The sequence below is a fragment of the Pandoraea sputorum genome, from assembly GCF_000814845.2.
Classification (GTDB): Bacteria; Pseudomonadota; Gammaproteobacteria; order Burkholderiales; family Burkholderiaceae; genus Pandoraea; species Pandoraea sputorum.
The window spans coordinates 381,061-401,413 of the sequence record NZ_CP010431.2; the positions used below are offsets into that span (position 1 = coordinate 381,061).

19 protein-coding genes, 1 tRNA gene and 1 pseudogene are annotated in these 20,353 nt (G+C 65.3%); 4 read left to right on the plus strand and 17 right to left on the minus strand.

Annotated elements, in window-relative coordinates:
• Positions 1 to 97: 97 nt before the first annotated feature.
• From NA29_RS01685 to NA29_RS01700, 4 genes are all read right to left on the minus strand, one after another.
• Entirely contained in the window at positions 98 to 994 is an 897-nt protein-coding gene (locus tag NA29_RS01685) for a LysR family transcriptional regulator (protein ID WP_039395047.1), read from the minus strand.
• Between the two features lie 115 nt (positions 995 to 1,109).
• The gene (locus NA29_RS01690) at positions 1,110 to 1,958 is read right to left on the minus strand and encodes a DMT family transporter (RefSeq protein ID WP_039395050.1); all 849 of its coding nucleotides are present in this window, start codon (positions 1,956 to 1,958) and stop codon (positions 1,110 to 1,112) included.
• 537 nt (positions 1,959 to 2,495) lie between these two features.
• Positions 2,496 to 3,473 (minus strand): pyridoxamine 5'-phosphate oxidase family protein, encoded by a 978-nt coding sequence (locus NA29_RS01695; protein ID WP_039402020.1) that lies wholly within the window; start codon positions 3,471 to 3,473, stop codon positions 2,496 to 2,498.
• Positions 3,474 to 3,568: 95 nt separating this feature from the next.
• Positions 3,569 to 4,255 (minus strand): glutathione S-transferase family protein, encoded by a 687-nt coding sequence (locus tag NA29_RS01700; protein ID WP_052252439.1) that lies wholly within the window; start codon positions 4,253 to 4,255, stop codon positions 3,569 to 3,571.
• A 144-nt stretch (positions 4,256 to 4,399) separates the two neighbouring features.
• Between NA29_RS01700 and NA29_RS01705 the strand changes: the two genes are divergently transcribed.
• Positions 4,400 to 5,299 (plus strand): LysR family transcriptional regulator, encoded by a 900-nt coding sequence (locus NA29_RS01705; RefSeq protein ID WP_039395052.1) that lies wholly within the window; start codon positions 4,400 to 4,402, stop codon positions 5,297 to 5,299.
• Positions 5,300 to 5,437: 138 nt separating this feature from the next.
• Here the strand turns inward: NA29_RS01705 and NA29_RS01710 are convergent, their stop codons facing one another.
• From NA29_RS01710 to NA29_RS01735, 6 genes and pseudogenes are all read right to left on the minus strand, one after another.
• Complete coding sequence (locus NA29_RS01710) at positions 5,438 to 5,737, minus strand: hypothetical protein (RefSeq protein WP_039402025.1); 300 nt, start codon at positions 5,735 to 5,737, stop codon at positions 5,438 to 5,440.
• Positions 5,738 to 6,020: 283 nt separating this feature from the next.
• Positions 6,021 to 6,097: transfer RNA gene (locus tag NA29_RS01715), tRNA-Val, on the minus strand.
• A gap of 99 nt (positions 6,098 to 6,196) precedes the next feature.
• A pseudogene (locus NA29_RS01720) lies at positions 6,197 to 6,991 on the minus strand (NYN domain-containing protein); the annotation flags it as partial.
• Between the two features lie 107 nt (positions 6,992 to 7,098).
• Positions 7,099 to 8,511, minus strand: coding sequence for an MFS transporter (locus NA29_RS01725; protein WP_039395056.1), 1,413 nt, complete (start codon positions 8,509 to 8,511; stop codon positions 7,099 to 7,101).
• Between the two features lie 103 nt (positions 8,512 to 8,614).
• Entirely contained in the window at positions 8,615 to 8,818 is a 204-nt protein-coding gene (locus NA29_RS01730; RefSeq protein WP_039395058.1) for a hypothetical protein, read from the minus strand.
• A gap of 27 nt (positions 8,819 to 8,845) precedes the next feature.
• Complete coding sequence (locus NA29_RS01735) at positions 8,846 to 10,534, minus strand: FAD-dependent monooxygenase (RefSeq protein ID WP_039402028.1); 1,689 nt, start codon at positions 10,532 to 10,534, stop codon at positions 8,846 to 8,848.
• Positions 10,535 to 10,729: 195 nt separating this feature from the next.
• Between NA29_RS01735 and NA29_RS01740 the strand changes: the two genes are divergently transcribed.
• Positions 10,730 to 11,185: a MarR family winged helix-turn-helix transcriptional regulator gene (locus NA29_RS01740; RefSeq protein WP_039395060.1), complete on the plus strand. Its 456-nt coding sequence runs from the start codon at positions 10,730 to 10,732 to the stop codon at positions 11,183 to 11,185.
• A gap of 106 nt (positions 11,186 to 11,291) precedes the next feature.
• On the opposite strand, the gene NA29_RS01745 is transcribed toward NA29_RS01740, so the two are convergent.
• On the minus strand, positions 11,292 to 13,013 hold the full coding sequence (locus NA29_RS01745; RefSeq protein WP_039395063.1) for an acid phosphatase: 1,722 nt from the start codon (positions 13,011 to 13,013) through the stop codon (positions 11,292 to 11,294).
• A gap of 289 nt (positions 13,014 to 13,302) precedes the next feature.
• A complete protein-coding gene (locus tag NA29_RS01750; RefSeq protein WP_039395066.1) occupies positions 13,303 to 14,223 on the minus strand; it encodes a LysR family transcriptional regulator in 921 nt (306 codons plus the stop codon).
• Between the two features lie 155 nt (positions 14,224 to 14,378).
• On the opposite strand from NA29_RS01750, the gene NA29_RS01755 reads away from it, so the two are divergent.
• Both NA29_RS01755 and NA29_RS01760 read left to right on the plus strand, forming a co-directional pair.
• Positions 14,379 to 15,113: a DsbA family protein gene (locus NA29_RS01755; protein ID WP_052252440.1), complete on the plus strand. Its 735-nt coding sequence runs from the start codon at positions 14,379 to 14,381 to the stop codon at positions 15,111 to 15,113.
• 81 nt (positions 15,114 to 15,194) lie between these two features.
• Positions 15,195 to 15,815: an NAD(P)-dependent oxidoreductase gene (locus NA29_RS01760; RefSeq protein WP_039395068.1), complete on the plus strand. Its 621-nt coding sequence runs from the start codon at positions 15,195 to 15,197 to the stop codon at positions 15,813 to 15,815.
• A gap of 48 nt (positions 15,816 to 15,863) precedes the next feature.
• Here NA29_RS01760 and alkB read toward each other — a convergent pair whose 3' ends face one another.
• The 5 genes from alkB to NA29_RS01785 form a co-directional block, all read right to left on the minus strand.
• The gene (gene alkB / locus NA29_RS01765) at positions 15,864 to 16,523 is read right to left on the minus strand and encodes a DNA oxidative demethylase AlkB (RefSeq protein ID WP_039395070.1); all 660 of its coding nucleotides are present in this window, start codon (positions 16,521 to 16,523) and stop codon (positions 15,864 to 15,866) included.
• Between the two features lie 26 nt (positions 16,524 to 16,549).
• Positions 16,550 to 17,281: a 2OG-Fe(II) oxygenase gene (locus NA29_RS01770; protein WP_039395071.1), complete on the minus strand. Its 732-nt coding sequence runs from the start codon at positions 17,279 to 17,281 to the stop codon at positions 16,550 to 16,552.
• Positions 17,278 to 18,414, minus strand: a complete 1,137-nt coding sequence (gene ada / locus NA29_RS01775) for a bifunctional DNA-binding transcriptional regulator/O6-methylguanine-DNA methyltransferase Ada (RefSeq protein WP_052253159.1) — start codon at positions 18,412 to 18,414, stop codon at positions 17,278 to 17,280. Before ada ends, NA29_RS01770 begins: the two co-directional genes overlap by 4 nt.
• Positions 18,415 to 18,601: 187 nt before the next feature.
• The gene (locus NA29_RS01780) at positions 18,602 to 19,591 is read right to left on the minus strand and encodes a CopD family protein (RefSeq protein ID WP_039395072.1); all 990 of its coding nucleotides are present in this window, start codon (positions 19,589 to 19,591) and stop codon (positions 18,602 to 18,604) included.
• Positions 19,591 to 20,010 (minus strand): copper resistance CopC family protein, encoded by a 420-nt coding sequence (locus tag NA29_RS01785; protein WP_084104135.1) that lies wholly within the window; start codon positions 20,008 to 20,010, stop codon positions 19,591 to 19,593. The genes NA29_RS01780 and NA29_RS01785 overlap by 1 nt, the downstream gene beginning before the upstream one ends.
• Between the last annotated feature and the right edge of the window lie 343 nt (positions 20,011 to 20,353).

A 20,353-nucleotide genomic window follows, 5' to 3' on the forward strand; every position in this document is an offset into this window, starting at 1 on the left:
CCGATCATGTTTTCTTCGCCATTCATCCGCCATTTGTCCGTGACTTCGACCGGATTCCCGCGCGCCGGGACATTCCCATGCTGTCATCCCTGACCGTTCACCACTGCGTACCCGCGACACCGCACGCGGCCGCCAGAAAATCCGAAAACGCCCGGATCACGAGCGATGCCTGACGATGCTGCGGGTAGACGACATAAATCGACGACGGCGGCGGCTCGAAGTCGTCGAGCACCGTCACGAGACGACCGCCCAGCAACGCGGGGGCGACGATAAACACCGGCAGCCACGTCACACCCAGCCCGGCGACCGCCGCATCGCGCGCCAGCTCGCCGTTGTTCACGCGAAGCCTCCCGGACACCGGAATTTCCAGCGGCTGCCCGTCGCGCGAGTAATGCCAGCTCACGCGCTGGCTGTGACCGTAGGGCAGCAACGTGTGACGGCTCAGGTCTTCGGGCGTCTGCGGCGCACCGTGGGCTTCGAGATAGCGGGGACTGACGCAAGTGACCATGCGCATGGGCGCGACGGTGCGGGCGATCAGCGACGAGTCGGCCAGCGCGCCGATGCGCACCGCCACGTCGTAACCTTCGCCGATGATGTCCACCGTGCGGTCGTTCAGTTCGAGTTCGATGGTGACGTCGGGATACGTCGTGAGAAACGACGGAATCGCCGAGCTGAGGAACATCGTCCCGAACGACATCGGGGCGGACACCCGCAAATTACCGCGTGGGCGTTCCCCCTGACTGCTCACCGCCAGATTCGCGGCTTCTACGTCGTCAAGGATGCGCCGGGCGCGCTCGTAGTAGACCCGACCGAGGTCGGTCACGGCCAGTCGTCGGGTCGTACGCAGCAGCAGGCGTACGCCGAGGGATTGCTCCAACGAGGAGATGCGGCGGCTCACGAACTGCTTCGAGAGTCCGAGTTTCGCCGCCGCGCCGGTAAAGCTCATGGCGTCCACGGCGCTGACGAAGATGCGCATGTCGTCGAGCAGGTCCATCGGCAAGATTCCCGTCTGCGATAAATGACGGGTGACAACGAGCGGACTTCGATGCGCATTGTCACCCAGAGAAAGACAATCTTAGCCGAGATGCCAGTCACGTTCGCGACTGAAACTACCGGAGCGCCAGCCGCAGGCCCATCAGAATGGCGGCGGTGCCCGCGACGGCCAGCGCCGTCGGCCGGTGCCCGAAGATGCCCCAGTCGAGCAGCGCGGTCACCACGGGCACCAGATAGAACAGGCTCGTCACCGTCACCAGATTGCCGGACGCGATCATCCGGTAAAGCAGCAACGTCGCGCCGACCGAAATCACGAGGCCCATGTAAAGCAGCGGCAGCCAGAAGCCGACGGTGCCGTCGATGTGCCACGGCTGCGTCGGCGCGACGAGCAATGCCAGCGCCAGCCCGACGGCATATTGCAGCGGCAGCACGTCAAGGGGCGTTTGTCGCGACCCTTTTTGCGCGAGCGTGCCAAGCGTCATGCAGGCGAGCGCCGTGAGCGCCCACACGGACCCCGCCGCCGATAGCCGTGCCGACATCAGGCTTTGTGCGACGACGAGCGCTAGCCCGACCAGTGCGACCGCCAGCCCCAGCAGACGTCGCGCACTATGACGCCGCTCCAGCGCCACGAGGGTGAGAATCGGCTGGACGCCAAGCACCGTCGCCAGTGCCCCCGGTGTGATGCCGCTGGCGAGTGCGAGCAGATACGACGCCTGATAGCCGCCAATGAGCAAAACACCGGTGCCCGCGACCTGCCAGCCGGTGCCGCGTGCGGGCCACCATTGGCGACGGGTCAGTGCGATCAGCGTGAGCGCTGCGAACGCGACCCCCAGACGAATGACGAGAAAGGCGAACGCCGACGCGTGCGCCAGCCCCCATTTGGCGGCCAGTGCGCCGCCGCTCCACAAGAGAACAAATAAGAGCGTCGCGCCATGTCGGCGCAATGCAAGACCATCGAGTTGCATCGATCTTCCCCTGAGCAGCGTGTCCGGTGTGTGGTGCGATGTTTGTGCCGCGACGCCATCACGAGATCGCTCAGGCCGCGTGCACGAGGTGGCACACAGCCGGGGCGACAGCATCAAGACGACATCATCGAGACATCGACACAAGATCACCGCGGCTGGCGCAATGCGCGCAGACCACCGGAACCCGCTGAAATTCGAATGAAAAAGTGCTGTGCCGGGCGATGGACACCCAGCGAGCCGTGTGTGGCGTCAGGCCACGACTACGTCGGCGACCACCACAGTGGGCGGTGCCACGCCGGACGGCGGGGGAGGTGCGACGGCTGCAAAACGTCCGCGCAGTCGAGCACCGACACCGCGTTGCGGCGGCGATACGGCGAGACGGACGGATGCGTGAGCAGTCATGGATCGATGGAGGAATCGAATGGGTGTTGATTCGAGTGTCGAATCACGCCCGTCACTCGACGAGCGTGGACACACTTTACACGGAGGTATTGGAGCGAGCAAGCGGGAGCGGCCAAGCGCCCAACGTCGCGTACGTCAGGCGGTCGGCCACGCGCCCGTGCGCTCGACGCTGGGCGACGCTTCGCCGTCGCGCCAGGCGGCCGGTAGCGCACCTCGTACGCGTCGCACTTCGCGCACGTGCAGACGCACTAACCGCAGCGCGCCTTCGAAGCCGCTTTGTGTCTCGTCGTGCCAAAGGACTTCGGCGTCGCCCGCGACATGCAGAAAGTCGCCCGATGCAAAGTCGACGAAGACCAGCCCGGCGCGTGGGTTGGCGTGCAGATTGCCGAGCGTGTTGTAGAACGAATTGCCGCGAAAGTCGGGCCACACCAGCGTGTTGGCGTCTTCCACGCGCACGAATCCCGGCTTTCCGCCGCGATGCGAGACGTCGGTGCCTGCACTGCGCGCCGTCGCGCCATCGCCTGCGAAATGCGTCGCGATGAAGAACGTGTCGGCACTCGCAATTTGCCACTGCGCGTCGTCGTCGAGAGCGCTTTGCGGCGTTTCGGCCACCGGTGGCGCGTCATGCGCTTGCGGCGTTGCTTCGCGCTTGCGAATGTACTGCGGGCAGTTGCCGAAACTCTGGGCGACCCGCAGCGTGAACCCTTGCGCATCGACTTCGTCGATGGTGCCGTTGACGCGATTGCGACGCCGCGTCGAAGGCTCGATACCCAGCAAGCCGATCGCCGCGCCCACTGTCACCGCGCCGTAGAGCGGATCGGTCGGTGGCGGGAAGGCGCTCACACGCAGCAGCGTCGGATCGGGTGACTGCGCGAAGCCGGGGGTGCCGCTGAGCAGCGTGGCCCATGGCTGATTGTCGGCATCCAGTCCGCCGATGACGAGAAACGGCAACTGCGCGAAGAACTGACGATGCTGATCGGGCATCGCGAGACGAATCACGCGCGCCCCCACCTCCGCCATCTGCTCACGAGAACCCGCGAGCGTCTGCACGTACATTTCACCCGCGTGAAAGGGCGATGCCAGTTGAAGCGGTGACGGGGTAGGGGCGTTCATCATGCTCTCCTTCGGTTCGGGCGGCGCTCGGGCGATGCATCGGACGATGCACGGGTGACGCGACCCACCTTCGTTTAACTTTCATGCTTCATGCTTCATGCAGCAGCGGCGTTCAGACCACACGCCGTCGACGGCATCGGCACGAAACGCGGCAGCGCTTCGATGCGCGCCAGCCACGCGCGCACGGCCGGATACGGTTGCAGCGACACGTTGCCTTCGGGCGCATGCGCCAGGTAGGAGAACAGCGCGATGTCGGCAATCGTCGGCGTTGCGGCCGTGACGAACGGTGTGGCGTTCGGTGCGGTGAGGTGTGCTTCGAGACGCGTGAGCAGCAACACACCGCGCTCGATCATCGCGCTGGTGTCGACGGCACGGTTGAAGACGACGGCCACGCGTGCTGCGGCCGCGCCGAACGCCAGATCGCCTGCGGCCACCGACAGCCAGCGTTGCACGCGAGCCGCAGCTACCGCGTCGTGCGGCAACCAGGCGTGCTGGGCGTCGTAGCGCGTCGCAAGGTAGACGAGGATCGCGTTCGAGTCGGCGAGGATCACACCGTCGTCGTCGATGGCCGGTACCTGACCGAACGGGTTGATGGCGAGGTACGCAGGCTGCTTGTTCTCACCGGTCGCCAGATCGACGTCGATGGCTTCATACGGCAAGTCAAGCAGATTGAGCATCAGCTCGACGCGATGGCAGTGGCCCGAAAGCGTGAAACGGTAGAACTTGATCGGACGTGCCGGGCGAGCGGGGACGTAGGCGTGAATGTCGGTGGGGCGGGTCATCGGGCATCTCCGTGGGTGAGTGGATGCGGCAGCGCCGGGGTCGGAACCGTCACGCAATGCCCGAATTGTCCATCTGGTCGATTTTCGGATAAATGGCGTTAACCTGATTTGACTACTCCGAAAATCGGAGTAATCATGCGCCGCATGGACAAACTTCGCGCAATGCAGACATTCGTGGCCATCGTCGATCAGGGGAGCCTGAGTGCGGCGGCACGCGCGCTCGATTCGTCGCTGCCTGCTGTGGTGCGGACGCTGGCGGCGCTCGAAACTTCCCTGGAGGTGCGGTTGCTCAATCGCACGACGCGCCGTATCGCCCTCACCGAAGAGGGGCGCACCTACCTCGACACCTGCCGCCAAATCCTCAGCGAGTTACACGAGGCCGAGGCGCGGCTGGCGGCGCGTCACGAAGCGCCGAGCGGTACGCTGGTCGTCACCGCCCCGGTGCTGTTCGGACAGATGCATGTCGCCCCGGCGGTGTACCGGTTCCTGCGCGCGTACCCGAACGTCAAATGCCGGCTCCTGCTCAACGACCGTGTGGTGAATTTGTGGGAGGAGGGGATCGACGTCGGCATCCGGATCTCGCCGCTCGACGACTCCACGCTTGTCGCGCAGGGCATCGGCGCGATTCGCCGCGTGGTGGTCGCGAGTCCCGCGTGCATTGCCGAGCAGGGCGAGGTGGCGCATCCGCGCGAGCTGCTCGGCAAGAACTGCATCCTCTCGCATGGCGGCGGTTACGGCCAATGGCGTTTCTGGGAAGGGGGACGGGAGTTCGTCGTGCCCGTCGACGGCAATCTCGAAATCAGCCACGGCATGACGGCCGTCGAGGCCTGCGCCAACGGCATGGGCTACGGATGCTTTCTGTCGTATCAGGTGGCGCAGGCGATGGACGAGGGGCGGCTCGTGCGCGTATTGAAGGACTACGAAGGACCGGCGCGACCGGTCAACATCGTCTATCCGCATGCGCGCCTTTTGCCGTCGCGCACACGTGCGTTCGTGGAGTGGATGAAGCGGGAGTTGCCTGAGGTGGCGACGCGGTGGCGCTGAAGTGACGTCGCGTCGAACTGGTCGACGAGCGAGCGTCAGACAAAAGAACGCGGAAAGCGACGGAGCCGCTTCCCGCTAAAAAAGCCCGCCGACGCCAACCGGCGGGCCGCTTCGTTCTTTTGTCAGTTCAGGCGACGATCAGTCGCGGTCTTCGCGCCAGCCACGGTGCCAGCCGCGATCGTGACGACGTTCTTCCCAGCGGCGCTCGCGCCAGTCGTCGTAGCGGTCGCGACCGTAGTACACCACCGGCTGCGGAGCACGATACACGGGGCGCGGGGCCACATACACCGGTTCCGGTGCGACGTAGACCGGCTGCGGCGCCACGACGACCGGTGCGGGCACGCCGAGATAGAGGCCGACGTCCACATGCGCCGAAGCGGCGGTGGAAGCGACAGCGGCGGTAGCGCCAAGGGCAGCGATGATCAGAATGCGTTTCATGGTGTCCTCCATGAGTCCTGCTTTGGTGATTCGGTGGTGGCGTTGGCCACGTTGTTGAAACCGTTGATGCCAGTCTAGCGATGGCCTCGGGTGGCAGGTGCTACGAGTGTGTTGGGGATGTGTCGTTTTGTAACGCCGGTGGACGCTGCCGCAACGAGCAGAGAAACCGACGAGAGGCGGTTGGGGGTGTTGGGGCGGTCGAGGCGGGCGACGGAAGAATCGGTCGCTGAAAACACAAAAGGCGTCACACGAAATTCGCGTGACGCCTTTTGCATTTAATCGTTGGTAGGCTCGATTGGATTCGAACCAACGACCCCCACCATGTCAAGGTGGTGCTCTAACCAACTGAGCTACGAGCCTAGAAAGACCGCGAGTATATGGGGTATTTCTGAGGCTGGCAAGCGTTTTGCGAAAAAATCTTAACGAAACGCGCGTGGATGTGCCGTCGCGTGCTCATTCTCCCCGCTTGGCGGCGGCCCCGGAAGCGCCGCGCTTCGGCTTGATGCGCACCCAGATTCCCTTGTTGCCGCCGCTGCCCGAGCGTTGCTCCACGTCGAACAGCCCGATGGTCGCGACGAGATCGCTCAGCTTGCCGAAGCCGTAGTTGCGTGCGTCGAAGTCGGGCGCTTGCTTCGCGATGTGACTGCCCATCGCCCCGAGGCCGGCCCAGCCGTCTTCGTCCGACACACCGGTGACGGCCGTGCGCAACAGCCGCACGAGTCGCGTGTCGCGTTTGAGTTCGGCGGCGCTGCGACGCTTGCGCGGCGCGGGCGCTTCGTCGTCGTCCGGCTCGTCGTCCTGACGCAGCAGTTCGGTGTAGATGAACTTGTCGCATGCGGTGACGAAGGGCTGCGGTGTCTTGCGCTCACCGAAGCCGTACACGATCAGGCCCTGTTCGCGAATGCGCGACGCAAGACGTGTGAAGTCGCTATCGCTGGAGACGAGACAGAAGCCGTCGAAGCGCCCGGTGTAGAGCAGATCCATCGCGTCGATGATCATGGCGCTATCGGTGGCGTTCTTGCCGACGGTGTAGCGGAATTGCTGGATGGGCTGGATCGAGTATTCGAGCAGGCACTTCTTCCAGCCGTCGAGATTCGGTTTGGTCCAGTCGCCGTAGATCCGCTTCACGCTGGCGACGCCGTACTTGGCGACTTCGGTGAGCAGGCCTTCGACGATGGCGGGTGCGGCGTTATCGGCGTCGATGAGCACGACGAGCGTGGGGCCCTGAGCGGCCACCGGTGTTGTTACTGACATGGCGGGGTTCCTTGGACGCAAAGACGTATCGGATCTTTCGGATCGGTCGGACGCTTTGCATTATGACCCGGAACGGTGACCGCCATGCCTGACATGCGTGGCAGAGGCTAACGCGTGCCGCGCTGTCCCAGCGGCGCGAACCACAACACGCCGATGCCGACGAGCAGGCTCACCGCCGCGAACAGCAGCCCCGAGGTGAACGAATGCGTCCAGTCCTTGAGCACGCCGACCACGATGGGGCTCAATGCAGAACCGAGATTACCGACCGCATTGATGACGGCCAGCCCCAGCGCGCGGGTGTGCGGCGCGAGGCTGCGATCCGGCACCGTCCAGAAGATCGCCATCGCCGTATATGCGCCGGTCGACGCCATTGCCACCCCCGCGAGACGCAGCGACGGTTCCGGTGCGAAGCAGGTGACGACCCACCCCGCTGCGGAGAACAGCATCGGCAGCACGAGGTGCCAGCGACGCTCTTGCAGACGGTCGGAGCGGCGTCCCCACCAGATCATGCCCGCAATGGTGCAGACGGACGGGATGGCGGCAAGCAGGCCGATGGTGACGTTGCTGCTCGTCGTACCGAAGCTCTTTACGATCTGCGGAATCCATAGCGACGCCAGCGAGAGTGTGTTGACGAGGCAGAAGTATCCGAGTGCGAACTTCGCCACGCTCGGCGTGCAGATGGCGCGCCACATGCTGGTGTGGGTGCCTGCGTGGGTACCCGACGTTGCGCTCGCTTGTCGTGCGGTTGCTTCGGCGCGATCACGTTCGATCATCGCACCGAGTGTCCGCTTCTCGGTGGCGCTGAGCCAGCGCGCGTCGGACGGCTTGTCGTCGAGATACCACCAGGTCACGAAGCCGAGCAGCACCGTCGGCAAGCCTTCGAGCACGAACAGCCATTGCCAGCCTGCGAGTCCGGCCACGCCGTCCAGGCGCAGCAGATAGCCCGATGCCGCAGCACCGAGCGCCGACGTTACCGGCATCGCGATCATGAACCACGCGTTGGCGCGTGCGCGCGCAGCGGATGGGAACCAGTCGCCCATGTACAGCAGCATGCCTGGCAGGAAACCGGCTTCGGTAATGCCGACGATGGCGCGAATCAGATAGAGGCTGGTGGCGTCATGCGCAAACATCGTCGCGCTCGACGCGAGACCCCACGCGATCAGAATCGCGCCGATCCAGCGACGCGCGCCGAACTTCACCAGCATCAGGTTGCTCGGCACGCCGCACAGCACGTACGTCAGATAGAAGACCGTCGAGGCCATGCCGAACATCGTGCTGGTGAGCCCGAGGTCCTGACTCATCGTGAGTGCCGCGAAGCCGACGTTGATGCGGTCGAGAAACGAGAACAGGAACAGGACGAACAGAAAACCGAGCAAACGCCGCGAGACCTTGCGCACGACGGCGCGCTCCATCGCTTCGCTGGCGACACGGTGCACCGGGGCGTTGGCGGGAACGCAGGCGTCGGGTACGGATGCGGCAATGCCGCCGGAAAGACCGGCGGCGGGCGTGATACGACTCATGATGGGTGTCTTCTCCAGCGCTCCCCGCCTTGTCTGATGTGGCGGTGTTTTGAGATGGGGTCCGCCATCGTGGGCGGACGCCGAAAGGAACGGTGTGCCGCCGTCAGGCGGCTTGCAACTGCGTGCCGCCTGCGGCCTGTGCGATGAGATCGATCACGCGTTGCGGATCGCTAATCTCGTTGGCGAGCAGCAGCACGACTTTGGCGAGCAGCAACTCGCGCTTGTCGGCCGGGGCGGCGTCGATGGCCAACGCGAGCGTGTCGTAGATGTCTTCGAGGCCTGCAATGGCGGTTTGTTGAGCGGTCATGACGAGCTTCCTTGGAGAGCGGGGCGTTCAGGCGAGCGCCGTCGCCTGCGCAAGGGCGCTGGCCAGACGCGGGGCGTCGAGCTGCAACCAACGGGCGCAGATATGGTGATCGGGGCGTACGAGGTACGCCGTGCCATCGGCCGCGCCGTACCTGGCGGCTGCGTGGCCTGTCGGGTCGGGCAACGTGAGGTCGGCACCCGCCACGGTGTTCTCGGACAGCGCGAAGGCGATGACCTTGACGGGCACGCCACGCTCGCGCCACGTCACGATGACCTGACGCAGCGCATCGTCGAGCGGTGCATCGCCGAACGTCACGAGATGGAATGCCGCGCCGAGGTGATCGTAGAGATAGTCGTCCTCGGCGAGTTTTACGTTCGGCGTCGGTGCGCCGACGGTCGGGCCTGCGGACATCGTCGCGTTGTCGTCGTTCGGGCTGTTGAGCGGCGAGTGACGATAGTCGTGCGCGCGCGACGTGCGCCAGTGGAACAGCGGACGCACGAATTCATGATCGAGCGAGAGGTCGAGCACGGCGTCGCGCAGCACGCGGAATCCATGCGACGGCGGCGTCATGAAGCGCGTACTCTTGCCTGCTTCCGAAATGATCTCGCGTGCCGCGCCCACACGGTCGTGCGTGTACGACGCGAGCAACGACGTCGGGGCCGCGCCCTTGACGACGGCCGCGAGTTTCCATGACAGATCGATGGCGTCCTGAAAACCGGTGTTGGCGCCGCGCACGCCGAAGATCGGCAGCAAATGTGCGGCGTCACCGGCGAAGAGCACGCGTGCGTGCACGTAGTCGGGAAGCGTCAGCGCGCGCGCCGAATACACCGAGCACCAATCGAGCGCCCACGGCTTGCCGCCGAGTCCCATCATGTCCAGTTGCGCGTTGATGCGTGCGCGAATCGTTTCCGGTTGCAGCGCGTGTTCAGACGTCTCGTCGACCGGCAACTGATAGTCCACCCGCCAGATATCGCCCGGCTCACGATGCATCAGCACGGTGTTGCCCGGATTCCATTCGGGGGCGAAGAACGCAAGACGCTCGGTCGGCAGATCGAGATCGATGCGAATGTCGGCGATGACGAAGCGGCCCTCGTAGCTCGCGCCTTCGAAGCGCAGGCCAAGGGCTGTGCGCACGGTCGAGCGCGCGCCGTCTGCGGCCACGAGCCAGCTCGTGCGCTGCGTGTACTCGCCTTCGGGCGTGTCTATTTGCAGCGCGACACCGTCGTCGTCCTGCGTCAGTCCGATCAGCTTGTTGCCCCAGCGCATCTCGATGAGCGGTTCGCGCTCGATGGCGTCGACGAGATAGCTCTCGAGTACGTTTTGCTGGAGGTTGATGAGCGGCGCGAAGCGGTCGTCGTCGTCGTCGACCGGCGATTCCATGCGGAACACGCGCTGGCCGCGATAGTAGGAGTTGCCGCTAGTCCACGGCAGACCGTTCGCGACGACGGCATCGGCCACGCCGACGGCTTGCAGAATCTCCTGCGAGCGGCGCGTGAAGACAATCGCGCGGCTACCTTCGGAGACTTGCTGTTCGGATTGCAGCACGACGCAGCGCACACCGTGACGCGCCAGCGCGAGCGCCGTGACCATACCGATCGGACCGCCACCCACAATGGTGACGGGCACGGCCGGGGCGTCGCTCTGCGGCGCAAAATGGGGATAGACGCGATACGTGTGATACAGCGACGCGCGCGGGGTGGTCTCTGGTTTATGCATGGTGATGCGGCACCCGAAAAGCCGCTCGGCGCGTGTGTCGCGGGGCCTCGTGTCAGCGGGGAGGCGGCGCAGCCACAGCGCGCGAATGACGAGGAACGTCATCGAGCATTTAGTTGCTAACGCAACAATTCTAGTGTGCTAAGGTTGCGTTCGCAACCAAATATCGACCCATTTCGTCTAGGGGAAAACACTGAAATGCGGCCATCCCACAAATCGCTCGACCAGTTCCTCACGTACAAGATGCATCGCCTGATGAAGCAGCACGACAGGCGCGTTGCGCAGTCGTACGCGGACGGTGCGCAGTTGAGTCTGGCGGAGTCGCGCGTGCTGGCGGCGGTGGGCACGGCCGGGGCGTTGTCGAACTCGGAACTGGCGCGCCGGGCGAATCTGGACAAGAGTCAGGCGAGCCGTGGGGCGGACGGGCTGGTTACGCGTGGACTGGTGCGCCGCGCACCGGACGAGCACGACGGCCGCGCGGTCAAAGTGACGCTCACGCCGGAGGGCGAACGTGTCTGGCGCGTGGTGATCGATGCCGCACGCACGCATTACGAACGGCTGTTCGAAGCGCTGAGCGACGACGAGACGCGCGTGTACGAACGTCTGCTGGACAAACTGCTGTTGCGCTCCGACGAGCTCGATGAGCTTGAGTGAGTAGGGGAAGTAGGGGGAGTGGGCGTCGCTACCACGCCGCGCGCGTCGGCACCGAAAAAAGGGCACCCGGAGGTGCCCTTTTCTTCATCTCTGACGTCTGAGCCGATTACGCAAAGTTCAGCGTCTTCGTCAGATCGCCCGGCGGGTTCGTGCCGCGTGCCGCAAAGGCCGCGTTGCGATAGGCGATGCCTTCGAGCGTCGGCAGATCGTGCAGACGCGTGACGAAACGCAGGATCGACGTGGTGTCGTAGAACGTGTGATCGACATTGCCGCGCTTGGCGAACGGCGACACTACGATGGCCGGAATGCGCGAGCCCGGACCCCAGCGGTCGCCCTTCGGGGGCGCCACGTGATCCCACCAGCCGCCGTTCTCGTCATACGTGATCACGACCACCATGTTGTTCCACTGCGGCGACTTCATCAGGTGCGCAAGCACGTTCGCCACGTGCTGGTCGCCGGACTCCACGTCCGAATAACCGGCGTGCTGATTCAGGTTGCCCTGCGGCTTGTAGAACGTGACGGCGGGTAGCTTGCCCGCAATCGCGTCGGCGATGAATTTGTTCGAGATCGGGCTGTCGCCTTCACCGCCATCGCGCAGGTGTTCTTCGCGCGCCGCCGTGCCCGGTGCGAACTGGGCGAAGTAGTTGAACGGCTGATGGTGGTACTGGAAGTTCGGCTTGTCCGCGCCGCCCTTATGGTCAAGCGCCGATTGCCATGCGCCCGCATACCACGCCCACGACACCCCCTTCGTCGACAGCAGGTCGCCGATGGTGGCGTAGTTCTGCGGCGGCAGCGTCGCCGGGTTCGACGGATCGGCCAGACGCTTGTCACCCGACGCGGCGGGCTTGATCGGCGAGGGCTGATACGCAGGCATCATCGTGTTCACGGCGAAGTTGTCCGGCGTGATGGCGCCGTCGCGCACGAACTTCGGCTTGCCGTCGGCGGCAGACGCGGGCGAGTCGGGCGCCACGGCGAGACGTACACCCTGCGGGCCGTCGGCCAGCACGGCGATCTTGTCCTTGGCAGGACTCTGCGCGGCGTTCGGATACATCGGCGGGCGTGCCGTCACGAGGAACTGGTGGTTCAGGAACGAGCCGCCGAAGGCCGCCATGAAGAAGTTGTCGCACATCGTGTACTGCTGCGCGATCTTGTACAGATCGAGCGTCCTGGCCGTGTCGCCGTAGTAGCCCATCACCAGACCGCCCGAGTCCGCCCAGGCGGCGAACTGGTTGTTCGCGCCGTCGTTGATCTGCATCTGGTTCTGCCAGAACAGATGCCACAGGTCGCGCGTGATGACCGACTCCGGCAGCAGCTTGCCTTCGGCGTCCTTGAGCATGAACGGAGCGTTCGGCGCGCGCGCGATGTCCTTCTCGGTGATGTGGTACTTCTTGCCACCGATCATCTGTGCGCGCGGCACCAGACCGTCGAACACCGGCGGGAGCAGCGACATCGGCGTCTTGCCGTCGCGATCGAGCTGCGTGTAGCTCGATGCGTTCACCTTCGACAGTGGTTTTTCAATGCCGGGGAAGTCGGCGAACAGGTTGTTGAAGCTGCGGTTCTCGAGATAGATCACGACGACCGTCTTCACATTGGCCTTGAGCTGAGCGTCGAACGTGCCGCCCGGAGCCACCGCAGTGGGTGCCGCGGCACCGCCTTCGGTCGCGCAGCCACTGAGCGAAGCGCCTGCGGCACCGGCGGCGCCGATGGCGGCCAGGCCTTGCAGAATGCGGCGGCGCTGCGGGTTCGTCGGATCGTCGTCGTGCGAGAGGTCGGCCGAAGTGGCGTCGAGCGCCGGATCGTGCGGCTGGGGCGTGGTGTCGTGCGTCATGATGTCCTTGTTTGACGTGTCGGGCAGTGGGGCGCGCGTGAGCGCCCGCGACCGGTCGGCAAGGACTGACGGGCAGGGGCCGCAGGTAACTACGGAACCTTAACGTGTCGGCTTGCCCGGGCGGGCGGGGCAAGCGACGGTTTTACGCGGGGAATGTGACATTTCGGTGACATCGTCGATGCGTCACGCAGTGTGAAACAAGTGGGAACGGTGGCGCCTGCAGATCGCGCCGAACCTTAATGAGACGATGAGCGCACCGACGGGCGCAAAAGCGGCGCGTTCGGATCGACTAGGCAGCCCGATGTCCGGGATAGCCCGTGTCCTGAAAAAGTCCGGTCTGGAATTGCTCGACCAGATCGTCAAGCAGTGCGCGCAGGGCGCTGGGCATCTGCTTGCGCGAGATGTACACGCCGTAGACGGTCATTTCGCGCGGCACGTAGTCGGGCAGCAGCGCGACGAGCGAGCCATCTCGCAGATGTGGCAGTGCCGAGTAGACCGGCTGCATCGAGATGCCTGCGCCGGCGAGCGTCGCGGCGAACACCACGTTCACCTCATTGGCCGACAGATTGCCGCCCACCGGTACGCCGAGCGGCACACCGTCGTGCGTGAATTGCCAGAGGCTCTTGCCGAAGTAGGTGTATGTCAGACAGTTGTGCAGCGCGAGGTCTTCGGCGCGCATCGGCGTGCCATGACGTTGCAGATAGGACGGCGCGGCGCAGATGACGGAATGACACGTCGCGAGCTTGCGGGCGATGAGGCCGGGAGACGGCTCCGTCGTCACGCGAATGGCGAGGTCGATGCGCTCGTCGACCAGATCGACAGTGCGGTCCGCGACGACGAGATCGATCGCCACGCCCGGATGCTTCACGATGAAGCGCGTCACCGCCGCCGCCAGAAACGCCTGCCCGAGCGACGTGCTGCACGCGACGCGCAACAAGCCGCGCGGCGTGCTGTCCGCGTTCGACGCACACGCCAGATCGTCGGCGATGCCGAGCATTTCGCGGCACCGCGGCAGGGCGTCGTTACCCGCGTCGGTGAGGCTCACGGCGCGGGTCGTCCGATGCAGCAGGCGGGTGCCGAGCCACGCTTCGAGTTCGGCGAGGTAGCGCGAGACCATCGCACGCGACATATCGAGCCGCTGCGCCGCCGCCGTCAGCGAGCCGCGCTCGGCCACTTCCGTAAAGACCCGCATCGCCGTCAGACGGTCCATGATTTGCTCGATCGGTGCAACAAAGTGATCGCCATTATGGGCTTTTTTTGCGCGAGTGGCGCGACTACGATGGCAATCATGGAAAGCGCACAATCGTCCTCTCTGCGTTCTGCAATGGTCCCGGACGCCGCGCTGCAATACACAGGAACCCCGCCATGACTTCAGCCGCACCGCAAACCGCCCATCAAGCCACGTTGCATTACATCGCCGACCCGCTGTGCGGCTGGTGCTACGCCGCCGCGCCCCTCGTGCGTGCCGCGCGCGACGTGGCTGGTCTCGACGTCGCGTTTCACGGCGGCGGCATGATGGCCGGTCCGAACGCCCAGCCCGTCACACCGCAGTTGCGCAACTACGTCATGCCGCACGATCACCGGATCGCAGCGCTGACGGGCCAGCCGTTCGGCGATGCCTACTTCGAAGGCCTGCTGCGCGACGGCACCGCCGTGTTCGATTCCGCACCGCCCACGGCGGCCGTGCTGGCGGCGGAATCGCTCGCGCAACGCGGTCTCGACATGTTCGCCGCCGTGCAGCGCGCGCACTACGTCGACGGCAAACGCATCGCCGATCGCGACGTGCTCGTCGATCTCGCTGCGGACCTCGGGCTGGATCGCGAGGCCTTTGGCAAAGCGTTCGACGCACAAGACACCAACACGCTCATGCAGCACTTCCGTGACAGCCGCGCGTGGCTCACGCGCATGGGCGGCAGCGGCTTCCCGACATTCGCGCTGGAGATCGACGGCCAGATGGAACGGCTCGAACCCGGCCGCTATCTCGGTCAGCCCGACGCGTGGCGCGATGCGCTTCGCGAGCGCCTGCTGGCGGCGCAGCCCGCCGCCGTTGGCGACGCTGGCGCATTGCCGCAATGCGGTCCCGACGGCTGCGCAATCTGAGTCTCGCAGCGTCTCACTAAGTCTCACTAGTCACCCGAATTTCACCCGCAAGTCATCCCCCTAATCCCCAGGAGCATCCTGATGAAAGTCGCACTGATTGGAATTACTGGCCGCGTCGGAACGCGCGTCGCCGAAGAACTGCTGCAACGTGGTCACACGGTCACGGGCATCGCCCGGAATCCGGAGCGCGTCGAAGCTGAGAAAGGTCTCACTGCGGTCAAGGGCGATGCCGCCGATCCCTCGTCGCTCGCCCCGCTGCTCGCCGGTCACGACGCTGTGATCAGCGCTGGTCGCTTCGTCTCGATGGACGCCGCCAAACTCGTCGACGCTGTGAAGCGTGCAGGCGTGCCGCGTCTGCTGGTGGTCGGCGGTGCGGGCAGTCTCGAGATCGCGCCGGGCAAGGCGCTCATCGATACGCCGGAATTCCCGGACGCCTACAAGCCCGAAGCGAGCGCCGGTCGCGTGTTTCTGGAAGTGCTGCGCGCCGAGCCGAAGGATTCGTCGCTGAACTGGACGTTCCTGTCGCCGTCGGCACTGTTCGAACCGGGCGAGCGCACGGGCAAGTTCCGCATCGGTGGCGACGGATTGCTCGTCGACGCGAACGGCAAGAGCTGGATCTCGATGGAAGACTACGCGATTGCGCTGGTCGACGAGCTTGAAAAGAACCAGCACCCGCGTGCGCGTTTCACGGTCGGTTATTGAAAGGTCCGAGGAAACGCCTGAGGCAGGTGACGCTGACGCTCACGGCGATTAGCGCGCCTGCCGGAAGGTGAGGTTGTACCGCACGGCTTGCGCGTCGAAGCTGCCTTCGACGCTCGCAATGCCGTGATAGACGAGTCGCGAGGGACCACCCCAGACGACGACGTCGCCCGGCTCCAGCCGCACGCGCCGCGTGCGGTCTCCTCGTTGCAGGCCGCCCCAGAGGAAGACAGCGGGCAAGCCCAGCGAGACGGACACGATAGGCGCACCCAGCTCGCGTTCGTCGCGATCCTGATGCAAAGTCAGTCGCGCGTCGAGCGTATAGCGGTTGATGAGGCACGCGTCGGGCGAGAAGTTGCGATATCCGGCGGCCTCGGAAGCGTCGCTCGCCAGTGAGACGAACGAAGCGGGCATCGCAGGCCACGGCTGTTTCGAGAGCGGATCGTGCGTGCCGTACCGATAGCCCATCTTGTCGCTGATCCACCCCACGTCACCGCAGTTGGTCATGGCGACCGACATTCGTTTGCCGCCCGGCGTCAACCAGTGACGCAAAGGGGCCTGCGCAATCACCGCATCGATATCCGTTTGCAGCGTCGCGAGACGCGAACGTGCAAAGCCGCGCAGCACGAACGCGCCCGGGCCGAGTTCGTCGGCGTGGCGCGCGTTGGTGGTGTCGTCGTCGGCATCGTTGCCGAAGAGGTCGAACGTCATGGCAATGTCGTGGGGGCCGGAGGATGTCAGGTGGCGTCGTGCAGGATCACACCGAGCGTGTGGCGATGACCGCTGCGCACGCGGCTCACGCCGTGCCGCATGTTCACGCGATAGACGCCGCGTGTGCCGTTCACCGGGCGGTGATGTACGGCGAAGACGACCGCGTCGCCACGCGTGAGCGGCACCACTTCGGCACGCGACTGCATACGCGGACGTTGCTCCGTCAGCACGAACTCGCCACCGGTGAAGTCCTTGCCGGGTTGCGACAGCAGAATCGCCACCTGCAACGGGAAGACATGCTCCCCATAGAGATCCTGATGCAGGCAATTGTAGTCGCCTGCCTCGTAACGCAAAAGCAAGGGTGTCGGGCGGCGCTGACCTGCGTCGTGGCATTGCGCGAGGTAGTCGCGATGCGTCGGCGGATAGCGTGTGTCGATTCCCATGACCTTGTACCAGCGGTGCGCAATGTCACGCAGCGGCGCATAGAACGCTTCGCGTAATTCGGCGACGAGCGACGGCAGCGGGTAGGCGAAGTACTGGTACTCGCCTTGCCCGAAGCCGTGACGCGCCATCACGATCCGGCTGCGAAAACGTTCGGACGTCGGAGCGGTGCCGGTGCGTGCGTTCGTCTGCCCGTACATGGCGCACAGGCTCGCGCACTCGTCGACATCCAGCAGGTTCGGAATGCGCGCCGCGCCGAAAGCGTTCAGTTCGTCTTCCAGCGCGGCCCAGTCGAGCGACGTGACGCGAGCGCTCACAGCTTCACCTTGGCAGAACGATTGTCGCTGTTGTGTCGGTCGCCACGTTCCTCTTGCTCGTGCACGAGCAATGCGCGCTTGCGCTCTACGCCCCAGCGGTAGCCCGACAGCGCGCCGTCGTTGCGCACGATCCGGTGACACGGAATCGCCACGGCGAGCGTGTTGGACGCACACGCCTGCGCCACGGCGCGCACGGCACGCGGCGAGCCGATGCGCTCGGCGATCTGGGCGTAGCTCGCCGTCTGCCCGGCGGGCACTTCGCGCAGCGCTTGCCACACGCGCTGCTGGAACGCGGTGCCGCGAACGTCGAGCGGCAACGACAGGCCAATGTGCGGCGATTCGACGAATCCGACCACCTGCGCGACCCATCGCTCGAATTCGGCATCTGCGCCGACGAGCTCCGCCTTGGGGAAGCGATCCTGCAACTCACGCACGAGCGCGTCCGGATCGTCACCCAGCGAAATCGCGCACAGGCCGCGCGAAGTCGCAGCCACGAGCAGTGCACCGAGCGAGCACTGCGCGACGGCGAAGCGGATCGACTCGGCCTTGCCGCCTGCGCGGAAGGCTGCAGGTTTCATGCCGAGCAGTGCGTCGGCATGGGCGTAGAAGCGGCCGTTGGAGTTGAAGCCAGCGTCGTAGAAGGCCGACGTCACGCTCTGCGCCTCGGGCAACGCATCGCGCACGCGCTCGGCGCGGCGGGCGCTCGCATAGCCACGTGGCGTGACCCCCGTCACCGAGCGAAAGAGCCGGTGAAAGTAGTGCGGGCTGAGTCCGGCTTCCGCCGCAAGCGTTTCGAGCGACGGCGGCACCTCGGCTGCCTCGATACGGCGGCAGGCGGCCGTCACCAGCGCGGCATGGCGCGCGTCGAGCGCGCCCTGATCGGGCTTGCAGCGTTTGCAGGGACGAAAGCCTGCGCGCTCGGCCGCGGCCATATCGGTGTGGAAAGCGACGTTTTCGCGGCGAGCCAGCCGCGCACCGCACGACGGACGGCAAAACACGCCAGTCGTGCGCACGGAATAGAAGAATTCGCCGTCCGCCTGCTTGTCGCGCGCCACGACGGCAGCCCATTTGGCGTCGTCGGTGGCGTAGCGGGACGTTTGCGGACCCGTGCGCGTATCCGCCAAATCCGCCATATTCGACGATGTGCCGGGCGAGGCGTCGTTGTCCTGCGGGTCGCGGTGCTTGGGTGACGGACGTTTGGCGGTCATAGGGTAGAAGTGCATCACAAGGGTCTCCCGAGAGCTGATGACTGGCTTTCAGTCTAGGGAGACGGTCGCGATGCTGCGCTCCGTTTCTTGCTATCGAATTCGAAGTTCTTCGTCAGACGCCCGGCGGCATGGTCGTGCCGAGCTTCGCGGCGAAACTCATCACCATCACCAGCACGAGGGCTTCGATCGCGACCACGCGCGCGAAGGCGCTCGTATCGAGCGTCGTGTCGCCGGTGTCGAGCGCCAGACGCGGCAGAAAGTGCCAGCGGTTCCACGCGCCCAGCAACGCCGCACACGCGACGAGGACCAACTTCGTGACCAGCCACGCCAGATATGCAGCATTCTGATCGCTGAACCAGAGCGTTGCATTCTCACCGAGCGTGCGCCACGCGTTGAACGCGCCGGTAACGAGTGCGACGAGCATCGCCAGCGTGGCGACCGACGACAACCGTTCGCCGTAGGCGGCACGTGCCCCGACGGGCCAGTGACGCCAGCCCGGGATCACACATCCGGCGACCAGCACCACGCCCGTCCACGATGCCGCTGCCGCCACGTGCAGCGTATGCACGCCGATGGCGAGCCACGGCATGGACGCATCCGCCGCATGTCCCGTGCTCGCGCGCGCCAGCGCAAGAATCACGGCACCGGCGGCATAGACCCACCGGCCATAACGTTCCTGAAGATGCTCGCGACGGTGATGCCGGTCGCGCGGATCGTCGGCTATCGGCATGACGGCACGCAGACGCCGCCGCGCTTCGTACCATGCCCATGCGCCCGCGCACAGCAGCGCCGCACCGATCCCGGCCACCCACTGCGCGCGGCCGAAATGCGTCTGCGTAAGCACGACCCAAACGTCGCTGAACATCGCCGACGAATCTTCCCAGTCGCCCCCTGTCATTGCCTCGGTGCTTGCCAGCACATAGGCGATCCAGGCGAGCACGGCCAATCCGGCTGCGAACGCAGGCAGCACGCGTCGCGTGAGGCCACTGCGCACCGCGTGCGGACTGCGCAGCAGCAACACGCCGAGCGCCAGCGCCAGCGCAAGATTCAGCAAGCCCGCCGTGGCGGGCTGCCAGGTGCCGGCGGCCAGATCTGCCGGCATCACTTCACGGTGAACTTGAAGCTGCCCTGGGTGCGGTGACCGTCGCTCGCCACGGCCACCCAATTCGCCTGATATTCCCCGGCGGCGAGTGTCGGGACGGGGAGTGTGAGGGTCTTGCGGGCGGCATCGAGTTCAGGCTTCGCCTGCGTGACGGCGTTGCCCTTGGCGTCGACGACGGTGAGCTTCGAGAGCGCGCCTTCGAGCGCCGAGTCGAACGTTACACGCACCAACTTCGGCGCCTCGACGGTGGCCTGCGCAGCAGGGTCGCTCGAAGCGATGTGCGCGTGCGCCCAGACTCCCTGAGAAAGGCTGGCCAGACCGATGACGGCTGCAACGGTGAGACCCTGCGTCGCACGACGCAGCGCGCCGGTTGCGTGACGGGCCTGAACAGCGAAGGAAGCGATTTTGGAAGTGCGCATATCGAATTTGGCTAAAGAGACGAAAACAATGCGGCCACCCGACAGCGGCGGCACGCGAGGTTTGTCGAACTGCGTGAGGCCGCCGTCAGGAGGCAATGGCGCGTGAAGCGCGCCGCTCGCGCAGTATCGCAGACCTTGCAGACAGGCGCAGCGGCCCGCCGGTTCCACCGCCGGATGCCTTGCGCGGCATCGTGTCGCGCCGTTTCCAAAGCGGGAGCGCAGTCTGATGTCCCGACGCAAACCTGTGGGTTATGTGCAACTGAGTTGCAAAAAAGGAGAGCTCGCCGTATCATCGCGCCATATTGCAACTCTGTTGCATTTAATCGGCCGATGCGTTGGCCAC

Excerpts from the sequence above, each read along its gene's own strand:
- NA29_RS01740 (WP_039395060.1), top strand. The coding sequence starts at position 10,730 with ATGCGGCCATCCCACAAATCGCTCGACCAGTTCCTCACGTACAAGATG.
- alkB (WP_039395070.1), bottom strand. The coding sequence starts at position 16,523 with ATGACGTTCGACCTCTTCGGCAACGATGCCGACGACGACACCACCAAC.
- NA29_RS01705 (WP_039395052.1), top strand. The coding sequence starts at position 4,400 with ATGGACAAACTTCGCGCAATGCAGACATTCGTGGCCATCGTCGATCAG.
- NA29_RS01685 (WP_039395047.1), bottom strand. The coding sequence starts at position 994 with ATGGACCTGCTCGACGACATGCGCATCTTCGTCAGCGCCGTGGACGCC.
- NA29_RS01785 (WP_084104135.1), bottom strand. The coding sequence starts at position 20,010 with ATGCGCACTTCCAAAATCGCTTCCTTCGCTGTTCAGGCCCGTCACGCA.
- ada (WP_052253159.1), bottom strand. The coding sequence starts at position 18,414 with ATGGCGGATTTGGCGGATACGCGCACGGGTCCGCAAACGTCCCGCTAC.
- NA29_RS01745 (WP_039395063.1), bottom strand. The coding sequence starts at position 13,013 with ATGACGCACGACACCACGCCCCAGCCGCACGATCCGGCGCTCGACGCC.
- NA29_RS01755 (WP_052252440.1), top strand. The coding sequence starts at position 14,379 with ATGACTTCAGCCGCACCGCAAACCGCCCATCAAGCCACGTTGCATTAC.
- NA29_RS01735 (WP_039402028.1), bottom strand. The coding sequence starts at position 10,534 with ATGCATAAACCAGAGACCACCCCGCGCGCGTCGCTGTATCACACGTAT.
- NA29_RS01760 (WP_039395068.1), top strand. The coding sequence starts at position 15,195 with ATGAAAGTCGCACTGATTGGAATTACTGGCCGCGTCGGAACGCGCGTC.
- NA29_RS01750 (WP_039395066.1), bottom strand. The coding sequence starts at position 14,223 with ATGGACCGTCTGACGGCGATGCGGGTCTTTACGGAAGTGGCCGAGCGC.
- NA29_RS01690 (WP_039395050.1), bottom strand. The coding sequence starts at position 1,958 with ATGCAACTCGATGGTCTTGCATTGCGCCGACATGGCGCGACGCTCTTA.
- NA29_RS01695 (WP_039402020.1), bottom strand. The coding sequence starts at position 3,473 with ATGAACGCCCCTACCCCGTCACCGCTTCAACTGGCATCGCCCTTTCAC.
- NA29_RS01725 (WP_039395056.1), bottom strand. The coding sequence starts at position 8,511 with ATGAGTCGTATCACGCCCGCCGCCGGTCTTTCCGGCGGCATTGCCGCA.
- NA29_RS01700 (WP_052252439.1), bottom strand. The coding sequence starts at position 4,255 with ATGACCCGCCCCACCGACATTCACGCCTACGTCCCCGCTCGCCCGGCA.
- NA29_RS01730 (WP_039395058.1), bottom strand. The coding sequence starts at position 8,818 with ATGACCGCTCAACAAACCGCCATTGCAGGCCTCGAAGACATCTACGAC.
- NA29_RS01780 (WP_039395072.1), bottom strand. The coding sequence starts at position 19,591 with ATGCCGGCAGATCTGGCCGCCGGCACCTGGCAGCCCGCCACGGCGGGC.
- NA29_RS01710 (WP_039402025.1), bottom strand. The coding sequence starts at position 5,737 with ATGAAACGCATTCTGATCATCGCTGCCCTTGGCGCTACCGCCGCTGTC.